Raw genomic sequence first — 14063 nt, forward strand, 5'->3', positions numbered from 1 at the left:
ATTCGGAATTGCGTGGGTCAGCACGGCGCCGCCGCGGTCAAGCCATGTTGTGCAGGCCGGCGTCGATGTAGACCACGTCGCCCGTCATGCCGGAGGAAGCGGGGCCGGCGAGGAAGGCAACCACCCGGCCGACCTCGGCGATGTCGACCAGGCGCTGGCCCGGGGAGCGTGTGACCGCCATGTCGATCAGCTCGTCGAATTGAGCGATGCCGCTTGCAGCGCGGGTGCGCAGCGGGCCGGGCGAAACGGCGAATACGCGGATGCCCTGCGCGCCGAGCTCCTTCGCCATATAGCGCACCGAGGCCTCGAGCGCCGCCTTCACCGGGCCCATCATGTTGTAGTTGTTCACCACCTTGTCCGCGCCGTAATAGCTCATGGTGATGAGCGTGCCGCCCTGAGTCATCAGCGGCTCGGCGAGCCGCGCCATCTCAAGGAAGGAATGGCAGGACACCTGCATTGCCTGCAGGAATCCGGCCTGCGAGCAGTCGACGACGCGGCCGTGCAGGTCGGCGCGCGGCGCGAACGCAATCGAGTGGATGACGAAATCGAGCCGCCCCCAGTCGGCGCGGATGCGTTCGAACACCGACTGCATCTGCCCGGGCTGGGTGACGTCGAGCGGCAGCAGCAGCGAAGCGTCGATCTGCTCGGCGAGCGGCGCGACGTACTGCCTGGCCTTGTCGTTCAGGTAGGTCAGCGCGACGTCCGCGCCGAAGGCACGCAGCTTGACAGCGCAGCCGTACGCTATGCTATCGGCGTTTGCGACTCCGATCACGAGGCCGCGCTTGCCTTTCAGCATGTCGCCGACGCGCGAGTTCGGGTCCCAGACGGTGGGCAGCGAATCGATCGCCTTGTGCGGATCGGCCGGGATGGGGGTATCGGTCATGACGGAATCTCCAGTAGTTAATGCGTTCGCGTAGCGCTCACTTTTCCAGGACGTAGCGCCCCGGCGCGTCGTCGAGAGGCCGTTCTGCTGGCAAGCCCATGAGCGCTGGCTTGGCCGGAGCGCCGGAGTGCGCGCGCAGCCACTAGTGCCATGTGGGCCACCAGGACCCCTCTTTGCGCGGTGCCTCAGCAAGCCAGCGATCCGGGTCGTTCCGAGCGAACCTGCTCGCCTTCTACCTCGCCGACGGGCGCGAGGGCGAAACGGAGGCGCAGCAAGCGGCCCCGCGCGAGACCAGCGGCAGGATCGGCCACAGTGTTTCCGCTGTCATATTGCTGCTCCATCGAAGAACATCTCCGGCACCCGCGCGGGCACCACAAGCCTGGCCTGAGTCGCCTCTTGTACCTGCTCGACCGACACGCCGGGCGCCGTCTCAATTAACACCGCCTTGCCCGTGGCGAACGAAATCACTGCCAGTTCGGTAACGACAAGGTCCACTGGCCGCAGCCCGGTCAGCGGCAAAGTGCATTGGCTGACCAGCTTGGACTTGCCCTTTGCGCAATGCTGCATGGCTACCACAACGCGCCTGGCGCCAGCCACCAGGTCCATGGCCCCGCCCATTCCCGGCACAAGCTTGCCGGGAATGGTCCAGTTTGCAAGGTGCCCGGCCTCATCGACCTCCAGTGCGCCCAGCACCGTCATGTCGAGGTGATGCCCGCGGATCAGGCCAAAGGACATGGCGCTGTCGAACGTACAGGCCCCGGGCAACGCGGTGACCGGTTGGCCCGCCGCGTCGGTCAGGAAGCCTTCGGCCATGCCGGCCTCCGGGATTGGGCCGGTGCCAATCAGGCCGTTCTCGGACTGGAAAAAGATGTGCATGCCTTGCGGCACATAGTTGGCCACCAGCGTGGGGATGCCTACGCCGAGGTTGACCAACATGCCGTCGCGCAGTTCTTGCGCCACGCGCCTGGCTATCACCGTTTGTGCGTCCATGGCTTTTCCTGTTCCTGCGCCTGCCGGCGTCATTGATGCGCGATGAGGTAATCCACCAGGACCGATGGCGTCATCACATGGTCGGGCGGAATCATGCCGATCGGCACGATGTGGGCTGCATCCACGATGACCGTCGCGGCCGCCATGGCGATGACTGGGTTGAAATTGCGCGCGGTCAGCGCATACACCAGATTGCCCTGGTAGTCCGACAGGAATGCCTCCACCAGCGCAAAGTCGGCGCGCAGCGGTGTCTCCAGCAGATACTCGACGCCCTCCACCTCCAGCTTGCGCTTGCCTGCCTCGACCAGCGTCCCGACGCCGGTCTGCGTCAGGATGCCGCCCAGCCCGCAACCGGCCGCGCGGATGCGTTCGATCAGGGTCCCCTGCGGCACCAGGTCGACCTCCAGCGCGCCCACGATCATCTGGCGCTGGGTTTCGGGATTGAGGCCGATGTGACTGACGATCGCCTTGCGCAAGACGCCCGCCGCAACCAGCTTGCCTATGCCCCTGCCTGGCACCGCGGTATCGTTGGCGATCACCGTGAGGTCCCGCTTGCCCTGGCGCATGAGTTCGTTCATCAGACGCTCCGGCGTGCCGACGCCCATGAAGCCGCCGACCATGACCGTTGCGCCGTCAGGGATCAAGGCGACCGCACCTTCGAGTGAGATGATCTTCATAGCGCCTCCGTTCCGATCACCGACCTGGTGTGCCTTGCGATCATCAGTTCCTCGTTCGTCGGGATGACCCACACTGGCACCTTGCTCGATGGCGTGCTGATTCTCGGCTCGCCCCTGGCGTTCGCCCCGGCATCAAGCACAATGCCAAGCCAGTCCGCCTGCCGGCAAACCTGCTCGCGAATCGGCGCGGCATGCTCGCCGACGCCGGCGGTAAATACGAGCGCATCCAGCCCTTGTGCCGCTGCCGCCAGCGAGCCAAGCTCACGCCCGATCCGGTAGGTATAGAGCTCCACGGCGAAGCGGGCGCGAGGATCCTGGCTGGCGAGCAGCGTGCGCATGTCGCTGGAAATGCCGGATACGCCGAGCAGCCCGGACTTGCGGTAGATGAGGTCTTCGACTGCGCGCGCATCCATGCCGAGCTCATCCATCATGTACAGGATGACACCGGGATCCAGGTTGCCGCAGCGTGTGCCCATGGGCAACCCGTCCACCGCGGTGAATCCCATTGTGCTGGCAACGCTCCGCCCGGCCACGAGCGCGCACATGCTGCTGCCATTGCCCAGATGCGCAACCACGGTGCGACCCGCGGCGGCGGTAGCGTCGACAGCCGGCAGGACGCTGGCAATGTACTCGTAGGAAAGCCCGTGAAAGCCGTAGCGCCGCACGCCGCGCTGCGTGATCGAGGCAGGTAGCGCGAAAGCCTGCGCCGCTTCCGGCTGGCCGCGGTGAAACGCCGTGTCGAAACAGACGATTTGCGGGAGCTCCGGGCGTCGCTGCGCGAGAATCCGGATCGGCTTGAGGTTGTGCGGCTGGTGCAAAGGGGCCAGGGGGCTCAGGGCGTCCAGCGCAGCGACGACCTCGGGAGTGGCCTTCACCGCCTGCGTGAACTGTACGCCTCCGTGCACCACCCGGTGCCCCACTGCGACCAGATGGTGACCCTCGCCGTGCCCGCGCAGGAACTCCGCAAGAAAGGCGATGGCGCCGCCATGTCCCAGTTCCGTGCCGTCGCCCCAGTGCTTCGTCTCCACCTCCGCGCCCGACGCGTTGGCGGCACGAAAGGCTGGCGACGTGTAGATGCCCTCGATACTGCCGCGCAGCAAAAGATCCGGTTCGTCGCCGTAGGCACCGAAGGCGCTGAACTTGATGCTCGACGAGCCTGCATTGAGTACCAGTATCACGTCGGCCATGGCATCACCCCAGTGCCTTGCCCGACTCGCGGCGGGCCTTTGCCACCAGCGCGGCAACCGCGCAGGATGCCAGCCGGGTCGACACGGAGTCCGCCCTGCTGGTGAGAATGATGGGTACTCGCGCGCCGAGCACGATGCCGGCCGCATCAGCACCGGCGAGAAAGGACAGGCTCTTGGCGAGCATGTTGCCTGCTTCAAGGTCGGGCACCAGCAGCACGTTGGCGCGGCCCGCAACCGGCGAATCGATCTTCTTGATGCGGGCGGCCTCCAGGTTGATGGCGTTGTCGAGGGCCAGCGGGCCGTCGACGATTGCACCAGTGATCTGGTGACGTTCAACCATCTTGCACAGCGCCGCAGCTTCGATGGTGGACGGGACCTTCGGATTGACGGTCTCCATCGCCGAGAGGATCGCCACCCTTACCTCCTTGAACTGCAGCGCATGGGCCAAATCGATGGCGTTCTGGAGGATGTCCGCCTTCTCGGCGAGCGTGGGGGCAATGTTCACGGCGGCATCCGTGATGATCAGCGCCTCTTCATGGTCCGGCACGTCCATCACGAAGCAGTGACTGACACGTCGGGAAGTGCGCAAGCCGGCATCGCCCTTGACCACCTCCGCCATCAGTTCATCCGTATGCAGGCTGCCTTTCATCAGCGCCTCGGCCTTGCCTTGGCGCACCAGTTGCACGGCAGCGGCGGCAGCCGCATGGCTGAAGGGCGTGTCGACGATCGTATACGGGCTGATGTCGATGATACCGTTGGCCCTGGCCGTTTCCTCGATGCGAGCTCTGGGGCCGACCAGTATGGGGGTGATTAACCCCAACTGCGCAGCCTCAACCGCTCCTTCCAGCGAACTCCTGTCGCACGGGTGCACCACCGCCGTCGGGGTTGGCGGGATGGACTTGCAGAAATCAATCAGCCGCTGGTACTTCTCGTGCTTCGTGTTCACTGGCACTCCTCCTGCTCAAGTAAGCCGCCGCCGGCAGCATTCCCGGCCGCTCAGGCTCGACCGCCCTTTCCGGTTCGTAGCGCGATGATCTTGCTGGCCGCCGATACGACGCGCCGCGTCGGGTGGTAGTTCGGGGAGTAGGTCCCGGTACTCTTCAATCAGCTCATGCGCGAGCCGCAGCCGGGAAAGCGGGAGGGGCTCATCCCGACTCCATGTGCTGCCCGCGTGCTGTTCAAACTGGGCTCCGTGACACCACTCGAAAAAGACTGGCACACGTGGGCCGAACCACCTTGCGCTACGTCAAAGGGAATGCGCGGTTGCCCTTGAGTGGGTGCTGCTATCGCCCGAGCCAGTCGGTCATAGCAGCGGCGCGGCAGTCATTCTCGGATGCGGTCCTCGATCGGTGCCGAAATGCCATCGATGCGGACGATTTGGCTAGCAATTTCAGTGGCCAATTCCCGGATAAGGACATCCGGAGACGCGAAGTACTTGCAAAACGTCCCGCGTGACACATCCGCCTCCCGGATCACGTCATCGACCGACATGGCGGCGTGCCCCTTGCTCGCTACCAGCTTCAGTGCACTGTTCAGAAGCCGCCAACGCATTCGTGACCTGCCCGCCCGATTCTTGCTTCAGGTTCGCATTATTCAACGGGCGGGCGTCGTCGCCTGTTGGGCCTCGTTTCCTGGTCTAACCCGCGCGGTCACAGGAAACTGAAAATCGATGACAAATTTGTCATCAACCTGCCAGTCGTTGGTTGGAATCCCCCTCCTAGACTCCTTTCCACGACGGGACATTTGCCCGCCGGGCAATCGTCAGGAGGACACCATGAAGCAATTAATTCTGTCTGGGTGTCGCCGACACCTGCCCCTGAAGCAGATAGGTACAGCTCTCTGTGGTTTCCCCAAATGAGTGCACCGTAAAATCAGCTTCAGCTACCACAGGGTGGCTCTTCTCATGCAGATCGAAGGGATTCGACGCGCACAGCACAAGAACCTTTGCATGGGGAAAGCGCCGGCGGATTCCTGCGATCGCAGCGGCCAGCGGCTCGTCTTGCGTCAGTTCTGAGACCACGCTGACCAGACAAACCACCGCGACCGCCTCGAGCTTACTCTCGGGCACTGGAGGCCCAGACGTCAGATCCTCAAGCGAGAGATGACGCCCGTCGAGGTGCTGTGCGCGCAGGACACGCACCAGCACTTCCGCGGCCAGCTCGTCAATGAGCGACCCCGCACCGATGCCTAGTACGACTGTACCCGCCGGCACATCCAGGGGGCCCTGCCATCTCCCCATCTGTCGTTCTCGCTGCTCTCGCAGCCGCCGCGCGACCGTGGTGCCCTCCAGAACCGAGATTCGGGGAATGGGCCGCCACCAGCTTCGTTTGCTTTCGAGGCTGACCAATACCGAGGAGATTGCGCTATTCACCTTGAGTTGTTCGGTGCGGGTAATCTCCCTTTGCGAGAAATCAGCATGGGCCAAATGCAAGGCCGGTATCAGGACGGTGTCACAGTAGGCGCTGAGGGGCTTGCTCCGAAGAAATCGCCTCGCGCTGGCCAAGATTTCCTGTGCGTCGCCCGAGAGGGCACGCTGATAGAAATTCTCCGCCAGGGTAAGGGCGTGGACTTCTCCCAACAGGATCTCGAGAAAGCTGAGGGCCCGGATATAGCGACCCGCCACGACCAGACACAAAGTCAGTGGCGTTGAGAGGACCAATCCGGCCGCCCCCCAGATCCAACCCCAAAAGATGGCCGCAATCACCACCGAGAGCGGTGACAGTCCCGTGGCGTGACCATACAGTTGAGGTTCAAGAAGTTGGGAAACAAGGAGCTCGATGGCAAAAAACAGGGCGAGTGTGATGAGCGCCAACGTCCAGCCCGGCGTGATGGCCGTGGCCAGCAATACAGCGAAGAAAGCTGCGATCCAGACCCCGACGTAAGGCACAAAGCGGAGGAGTCCGGCCATCGCTCCCCACAACGGCGCCTGGGGCAAGCCGGCGATGGCAAGCCCCACCCAGATCATTACACCCACGGCGATGTTGACAAGGAGCTGCGAGACGAAAAAGCGGGAGATGCGCTCGCCTGCGTCGTTGACGAATGCTGTCGTAGCACGAAGATTGCTGCCGCCCACCAGCCGGATAAACCGGTCCCGAAGCGCCTCATGTTCGAGCAACAGGAAGATCAGCACAACAAACACCACGCCGGCCGTCCCAAGCGGGCGTGCTATTGAATTCACGATTCGCGTGAGGAGCTCTATCGGGCGGGGTTCAGGTTGATGGACCTCGACCGGGATAGGCGGGGTAACATTATTCGCCTCTGGCTGCGGCAAATCCTGCGCGGGGGTCCTACCTTGCCGTGTGTTGCTCCCGAGCTTGCCGATCACGCGGCCGGCCTGATCCGTGATCGCGCTCAGCTTGCCCAGGGTAACCTCGTCAAGCGTCCGGAGCTTGCTGCGTATCGTGTCTTCATACTGCGGCAAGCTGCTCCCTAGGCGAATGAGCTGCGTGCCGATGATCAAGCCACTGAAGGATAGACCCACTGCGAGTACCAGCGCAGCGAGGGCAACTGAACTTACTTGGCCAAGGCCGATGCGGCGGAGTCCGCGAACGAGCGGTTGGATGAAGATGCTGAGGATAAAGGCCAATGTAACTGGAATCAGCACGTCGCGAGCGAAGTACAGAATTGCCAGAACGATTGCCGTACCAACGATCTTGTTCAGCTGATTGGCGCTCGCTTGATCTCTCGCGATATTGGGCACGCGCTAGTTCCTATCGATGTTCGCAGTGGCTTGGGCAGAACGGGACAGCTGCCTCGCATCGCTCAAGCCTGCTCAGGATAGCACCAGGACGGCGTGCACATGGTCACCAACGCGTCAGCCATGCAAGAGTAGGCGGCAAGGACACCCCCACGTAATGCCGGCCCGCGATCAGTTCGACATCGCCGATACCGCTGACGTCGCCGCTTTCGCTCGCGCCCTGCCTTGAGCGCGCTCTGGTACTGGCTGCTGAATTGCCCTTGCACGGCGCTCTGCACGTCGGCCGGAACCGCGGGATTCCAGTTGAGCACTGGCGTGGCGCCGCTCGTGCTGATTGATTGCGATTTCCTGGCGAACGGAACGTCGACGGCAAAGGCCAGCCGCCCGCCCCCAAACTGCTCGTTCGTGATATAGCCGAGCACCAGGTCCCAGCGCGTCATGGTGCCGGAGGCTGGAATCTCTACCGTGCTGCGCGAAAAAGTGGGATAAAGGGCCGAGGGCGTTGGCTTGGGCAAGTCAACGGTGCCCCCCGGAATGCTCTGGGTCAGCGCCCCGCCATCGTCCCCGGTCACCTTGCTGACACTGACGTGGGTGGCCGCGAGCGCGGTGATAAAGCCGGTCTGGTTGGGCGGGGCAAACATCTCGCCGCCCAGGCTTCCGGCAAGGTTGTAGCGGGGCTCGAAGCCTTCCGCCCCCCCATCCCGCGCAAGACCACCCAAGCATGGTCCATGAAACGACGGTGCGGAGCGCGTGCGCTGTTCTCTTTGCCATCCTTGTCTCCTCCGGTATCAAAGCTGTCTTGCTATTTTTTTTTGACGAGCCGGGACCGACGCTTGCCTTGAGTGGGGCCGCTGTGTCCGCACCGCGATTGTCGTGGGATGCCTCTTGTCGGGCGGCATCCCTTCGCCAGCGCATCGCTGGCGCGCGGGGGCGCACGCCAAAAGCGATCCGGGCAAGCGGGTGTCAGCCGGCGGCCTGCAAAGTGCGAGGCAAGCCTTCGGGCAGCGGGTTGCCCGCGCCGAGCATCGCAAGCGATTCGCGCACGATGTCGTCGAGGGCCTCGAGCGGGCCGTCGTGCAGCACGGTACGGTCCGGGCGCACGACCGCGATCCAGCCGACCGGTGCGGCCCCGGGCACGAGCTGGTCCGACATGTCCTCCCACGAAGGTCCGCCCTGCCCTTCGTGCGCCTCGAGCGCTCCGCGCCCGGCTTGTCCGCAATGGCGCAACTGCATGATGTCGCCACCCGCCTGCTGCCACGCGGCGAGAAGGCTGCGGCTTAGCCGCGGCGCGGGATCGCAGCCGAATCCCGCCAGCACGAGCCGCGCTCCGAGCGCATCGTCGCTCGGCACGATGGGCGCGCCCGGCCCGCGGCGCACCAGCCCTTGCGGTAGCAGGCCGCCGCGCACCAGCTTTGCGCGGGTCTTGCCGCGCCGAAACAGGCCGCGGCCGAAACGCGCGGGCGGCTTGATCTTCAGGTCCTCGAAGAAGGCTCGCGCCCAGGGCATGCGCTGCATCAGCGCCATCGCGCCATGGACGGCGAATGCCGTCAGCCGGTTGCGCGGCATCACCAGCTGCCCCATCAGCAGCGCCAGGTTGATGATGGAGCGGGCGTGTGGGCGCCGCTCGGTGTCATACGTTTCCAGAATGGCGGGCGTCGCCCTCCCCTGCACGACCCAGGCGAGCTTCCAGCACAGGTTGGCCACGTCGCGCAGCCCGGCAACGAGCCCTTGGCCGACGAATGGCGGCGTGATATGCGCGGCGTCGCCCACCAGGAAGGCACGGCCGTTGGAGAAGCGCTCGACGATGCGCGCATGGAACCGGTAGACCGCTGTGCGCTCGATCGTGATGTTTTCCGGCTTGCACCAGGGGGCAAGCAGTTCGCGGATCTTGTCCGGCGATTCCATCTGTTCACGCGTCTCGCCGGGCTGCAGCATGAACTCCCAGCGTTGCCTGCCTCCCGGGGCAACCATATGCGGCGTAGGCCGGCGCGGGTCGCAGAGGAATTCGACATGGTCGATCGGGTTGGGCACGTTCAGGGCGTCGATGACCAGCCAGTCCTGTGTGAAGGTCTTGCCTTCGAAGGCAAGGCCGGCGTGGCGCCGCACGAAAGAATTGGCGCCGTCCGCGCCCACGATATAGCGCGCGCGGACGGTGGCCGTGTCACCGTCGGGAAGGCACACCGTGGCGCGCACCCCTTCGCCGTCGTCGTCGAAACCGGTGAGATCGGCGCCGAGGGCGATGCTCACGCAGGGATAGCGGCTCAAGCGGGCGCGCAAGGCGCGTTCGAGATCCGGCTGATAGAACGTGACCAGTCGCGGGTGGCAGTCCATGGTGCCCGCGGTGTTGGCGCGCGCGTATCGGCCGAATAACGGCGAATGCATCTGCACCTTGGCAATGGCCAGCGTATCGAACGCGCCTTCCTCGATCCCCGCCATCTGCAGGATGCGCAGCGCTTCGTTATCGAGCACGATGGCCCGGGGCGCGGTGAAGATTTCAGTGGCCTTGTCGATGACCAGGGTGCGGACGCCGTAGCGGCCCAGCAGGTTAGCCGCGGTGGCACCGACCGGGCCCAGGCCCACCAGCAGGACGTCTACCTGCTCGGGTAATATGGTATTCATGAGCGGTTTCTCTACGGGAGGGAACTTGGCGCGTTCACACCGGGGAGTTGAAGTCGAGCGGGAACGGGAACCGTCCGAGCAGATCCTGCACGCGCGCCACGTCCGCGGCGGGGCATTGGACGAAGGCGACGGTGCCGCGCCGGATATCCGGCCCCACGCGCACGCTGGCGGCCGTGCCGGCCTGCGCCAGCATCTCTCGTAACACATGCTCGGCGGCGCGCATGCGTAGCTCTGCCCGGGCCACCTTGCCGACCGAAGTCAGCGGCATCTCCTGCAGGACGTCGATGCGCACTGGCACTGCAGCGCGTTCCGGCACGAGGTTGCGCGCGGCCGCCAGCAGTTCGTCGGCAGCCGGGGTGAAGCCTGGCTTGAGCACGACGTAGGCGACTGGCAGTTCCCCGGTGTGCGCATCCGGCTGGCCGACCGCGGCCGCCATCGCCACGGCCGGATGCTGCAGGAGCGCGTCCTCGATCATCGCCGGATCGATGTTGTGGCCGCCGCGGATGATCAGCTCCTTGGCACGGCCGGTCAGATGCAGATAGCCGTCGGCATCGAGATGGCCGAGGTCGCCGGTATTGAGCCATCCCGGATTGAGCCAGATGCCCCCATTGTCTTGCTCGCGCAGATAGCCGGGAAACACATTCGGGCCGTTGATGCCGATGACGCCGGTTTCGCCCGGCGCGCACGGCTCGGTGGCGTGGCCGGAGCCATCGACCTTCCAGACGCCGATGGCCTGGTGCGGCAGGCGCAGGCCGACCGTCCCCAGGCGACGTTCGCCCTGCGGCGGATTGAGGGACGAGACGCACGCGCCTTCGGTCAAACCGTAGCCCTCGTACAGCGGAATGCCGGCGGCGGCTTCAAAGCGCCGCGCGACCTCGGCCGGCAGCGGCGCGGCGCCGCAAAAGGCGAAGCGCAACGAAGCAATGTCAGCGCCTTCCCGCGGCAGATCGGCCAGCGCGGCGTAGATCGTCGGCACGCCGCTGAAGCTGGTGGCGCGGAACCGTTCGACCAGCTTCCAGAAGTTCGGCATCACCCCCGGGCCCCGATAGCCGGCAGGCGTCAGCATCACGACCTCCCAGCCGCCATGGAACGCGGCAAGGCCGGTGATCATCGCGCCGTTCACATGGAACAGGGGCAGGCCGCACAGGATCGTGTTCGGCGACGGGATCAGCGCCTTAAGCATCGACGCGACGAAGGCTTCATTGAGATGCGTGTGCGTCGCGACCTTGGGCAGGCCGGTCGTACCGCCGGTATGAAAATACGAGCAGATGTCAGTCGCCAGGATGTGGCGCTTCGAAACCAGCGTGTCCGACGGCTCGGCCGCCAGCGCCTGGTCGAAGCCGACCATCTTCACGTCCGTGCGGCACGGCCTCGACGCCGTTTCGAAAGCCGCGTCAACCCGCGCACGCTCCGCGGCAGGAAGATACGGCGCAGCACTGACGACGAACAGGGTCTGCACCGAAGGGCAACGGTCGGCCACGGCTATGGCCTTGTCCCAGAGCGCGCTGTCAGAGACCGGCGCGCAGGCAACCAGCGCTTGCGCCCCTGTCTCATTAACGATGGCGGCGATATAGTCGACCTCCAGCATCGGGTTGATGGGACTGGCGATGCCGGCAGCCTGCGCGCCCAGCAAGGCGTAATGGGTCTGGGGGAGATTGGGCAGCAGCAACGTCACCGCCGTGCCGGTCGTAATGCCGGCGCGGTGGAAGGCGTTGGCCGCCTGCGTCACGCGCGCCTTGAGGGTTGCGTAATCGACGACAAATTCCGGAGCGGAAGCCTCCCCGGTCATGACGAAGCGCAACGCGGTCTGGTCCGGCTTGCTGTCGCACGCACGGCACAGCAGTTCGTAAGTGTTCTGCGCGGGCAGCTTTTCCTGCCAGGGCGTGCGTTCGAAGTCGTCGATATCGGCCTGGGTTCGGATGCCGCCGGTGCGCGTCCCGCGGTCGTTCTTGGTATCGAGCATGCTTGTCTCCTTGGTGTGGCCCTGTTCGTTTCTAGAGTTGCCCTGGCAGCAGGACGGCCCGCCGGGGTTGGCCTTGCATGACGTGCAGGTACGCCTGCTCGGTTTGGCTGAGCGTAAAGGTCTTCACTGCAGGCGGCGCCAGAGCAGCCGCGCAATCGGCAAGTGCCTGCAAGGCCGAAGGGTTCGGGCGGAAGGTCGTCCACCCATAGCGCGCGCCCTTCGGTGTCAGGGCACGTTTGCCACGCTTGCCGACCAGCGTGGCCATCACGCCTCCGAGCAGTCCCAAGCGGTCGAAATTGCCAAGTAGCGGATGGACCGTGGTTGCGTGACCGACTGCGTCCGGCGCAAGCAAATGCAGCAAGTCCGCTTCATCGCCCCAGTTGGCGAAATTCACGGTGGCGGCGAAATGCCGCGGCAGGCTTGCCAGCCGTTGGCGATGGCGATCGACGACTTCGGCTGCGCCGGCGGCCAGGCAAGCATCAAGCCCCTTAGCTCCGCCGACGGCAGTAACACTCGCGCCCAGCCTGTGCAGCAACCAGACCGCGATCTGGCCTAGGCCACCGGTCGCGCCATGCACGAGCACCGGGCGCCTGTTCACGGTCTCGCGGCAGATCCCGGCGTCGGCGAACGCGCGCGTCACTGTCAGGAAGTTGTACGGTAGCGTCGCCAGCGCGGCCGCCGGGATAGACGATGGTCTCAGGCGAGCGTGGTCGGCGCGCATGGTGACATGGGTGGCATGCGTTCCCGCACTCGATGGCGGCTTGGCGCCGAACACGGCATCGCCTTCGCGCAGCCCGGTCACACCCTGGCCCACCGCGCAAACGGTCCCCACAAAATCGTTACCGAGGACGAGCGGCATGCGCGCCGCGCCCATGAGCGAAAAAAGTCTGCTGCCATAGCCGCCTCGGCGGCGTACATCGATGGGATTGACCGCCGCTGCCTCCACTTGCACCGCGATCTCGCCCTGGCGCGGCTGCGGGCAGGACACCGGGCGTACACGCAATGCGAAGGCATCACCAAAGCCGTCGATGGCGGCGATATAGCTGTGGCTCATGGCGTCACCACCCGATTGCGCTGCTCGCCCAAATCGATGGCGCCGTCGTCGGTGCGGATCGAAGCGGTCATGATGTCTCCCGGCCGCAGGTAAGCCGGGTTCGCCAGCCCCTTCTTGATGAAGAGGCGCCACTTCGCGCTCTCGGACAGCACATGCCGGAAGACCCACAACGCCAGCTTGCCAGGCGCACGGGCGGCGCAGCCGGCCGGCGTGCCGGTAGCGATCAGATCGCCGGCTTGCAGGTCGTGCAGGGCGGACATCTCGGTAAGCGTCTGGTGCGGCTTAAAAATCATCTCGCCGCAGTAAGCGTCCTGGCGTGGCTGCCCGTTAACACGCAGTTGCATACGGAGCTCGGGCCAACGCCGCCATTCCTCGGCGTCCAACAGCACCAGGAAGGGCCCGACCGGCCCGAAGCTGCGGTAGCTCTTTCCCTTGTAGAACTGAGCCTGCGGCAGCTGGACGTCGCGCGCCGAAATGTCGTTGACGATGGTCACGCCAGCGAGGTACTCGTGCAGCTGGTCCGGCCCGACCTGGACCGCCCCGCTCAGCGGCTTGCGCACCACCAGACCGAGCTCGATTTCGTAGTCGAGCAGTTGCACATGCGCGGGCCGCACCACGTCGGCGTCGGCAGGCGCGAGGCAGGAGGGGGCCTTAGTGAACAGGGTGTTGAAGCCGATCTTGTCTGGGTCCATGCCCGACTCACGCACATGGCTGGCGTAGTTGATGCCCTGGCACAGGAACTGGCGGTCAGTCGTGACAGGCGGCAGCAGCGTGACGGCGTCGAGTGGCAGTGTGGCTTGGTCGGGGGTGCTGCGCCACGCGGCATCTAGGCCGTTCGCGACGAAGTCGGCGGTGCTGACGGAGCCGCAGGACAGCGGCGCGATGCGGCGGTCGTGGACCACACCCCAGCCGGGCTCGCCGCCGTGGAGATAGCGGACAACTTTGACGGACATTTGCTTTCCTTGACGTGAGGGAGTTCGTAGTGCGTGGGAG

At 65.1% G+C, this 14063-nt stretch carries 12 protein-coding genes; all 12 read right to left on the bottom strand.

The genetic code is table 11. From position 1 onward, the window contains the following. Nucleotides 1-37: 37 nt before the first annotated feature. Entirely contained in the window at nucleotides 38-796 is a 759-nt protein-coding gene (gene fabI / locus E0W60_RS31100) for an enoyl-ACP reductase FabI (RefSeq protein WP_135707112.1), read from the bottom strand. A gap of 411 nt (nucleotides 797-1207) precedes the next feature. Beyond that, complete coding sequence (locus E0W60_RS31105; RefSeq protein WP_135707113.1) at nucleotides 1208-1873, bottom strand: 3-oxoacid CoA-transferase subunit B; 666 nt, start codon at nucleotides 1871-1873, stop codon at nucleotides 1208-1210. A gap of 29 nt (nucleotides 1874-1902) precedes the next feature. After that, nucleotides 1903-2550 (bottom strand): 3-oxoacid CoA-transferase subunit A, encoded by a 648-nt coding sequence (locus E0W60_RS31110; protein WP_135707114.1) that lies wholly within the window; start codon nucleotides 2548-2550, stop codon nucleotides 1903-1905. Continuing rightward, nucleotides 2547-3737 (bottom strand): acetate/propionate family kinase, encoded by a 1191-nt coding sequence (locus E0W60_RS31115; protein WP_135706720.1) that lies wholly within the window; start codon nucleotides 3735-3737, stop codon nucleotides 2547-2549. The genes E0W60_RS31110 and E0W60_RS31115 overlap by 4 nt, the downstream gene beginning before the upstream one ends. 4 nt (nucleotides 3738-3741) lie before the next feature. Beyond that, entirely contained in the window at nucleotides 3742-4683 is a 942-nt protein-coding gene (locus tag E0W60_RS31120; protein ID WP_135706721.1) for a phosphate acetyltransferase, read from the bottom strand. 377 nt (nucleotides 4684-5060) lie between these two features. After that, a complete protein-coding gene (locus E0W60_RS31125) occupies nucleotides 5061-5228 on the bottom strand; it encodes a TetR family transcriptional regulator (protein ID WP_240746020.1) in 168 nt (55 codons plus the stop codon). A 292-nt stretch (nucleotides 5229-5520) separates the two neighbouring features. Further along, a complete protein-coding gene (locus E0W60_RS31130) occupies nucleotides 5521-7437 on the bottom strand; it encodes an AI-2E family transporter (protein WP_135706723.1) in 1917 nt (638 codons plus the stop codon). 62 nt (nucleotides 7438-7499) lie between these two features. After that, nucleotides 7500-8075: a hypothetical protein gene (locus E0W60_RS31135; protein WP_135706724.1), complete on the bottom strand. Its 576-nt coding sequence runs from the start codon at nucleotides 8073-8075 to the stop codon at nucleotides 7500-7502. Nucleotides 8076-8397: 322 nt separating this feature from the next. Beyond that, nucleotides 8398-10053 (bottom strand): bifunctional 3-(3-hydroxy-phenyl)propionate/3-hydroxycinnamic acid hydroxylase, encoded by a 1656-nt coding sequence (locus E0W60_RS31145; protein WP_135706725.1) that lies wholly within the window; start codon nucleotides 10051-10053, stop codon nucleotides 8398-8400. Between the two features lie 34 nt (nucleotides 10054-10087). Continuing rightward, nucleotides 10088-12016, bottom strand: a complete 1929-nt coding sequence (locus E0W60_RS31150) for an acyl-CoA synthetase (protein ID WP_135706726.1) — start codon at nucleotides 12014-12016, stop codon at nucleotides 10088-10090. 31 nt (nucleotides 12017-12047) lie between these two features. After that, nucleotides 12048-13070 (bottom strand): alcohol dehydrogenase catalytic domain-containing protein, encoded by a 1023-nt coding sequence (locus tag E0W60_RS31155; protein ID WP_135706727.1) that lies wholly within the window; start codon nucleotides 13068-13070, stop codon nucleotides 12048-12050. Then, nucleotides 13067-14023, bottom strand: coding sequence for a fumarylacetoacetate hydrolase family protein (locus E0W60_RS31160; protein ID WP_135706728.1), 957 nt, complete (start codon nucleotides 14021-14023; stop codon nucleotides 13067-13069). The genes E0W60_RS31155 and E0W60_RS31160 overlap by 4 nt, the downstream gene beginning before the upstream one ends. Between the last annotated feature and the right edge of the window lie 40 nt (nucleotides 14024-14063).

The organism is Cupriavidus oxalaticus, assembly GCF_004768545.1.
GTDB lineage: Bacteria > Pseudomonadota > Gammaproteobacteria > Burkholderiales > Burkholderiaceae > Cupriavidus > Cupriavidus oxalaticus_A.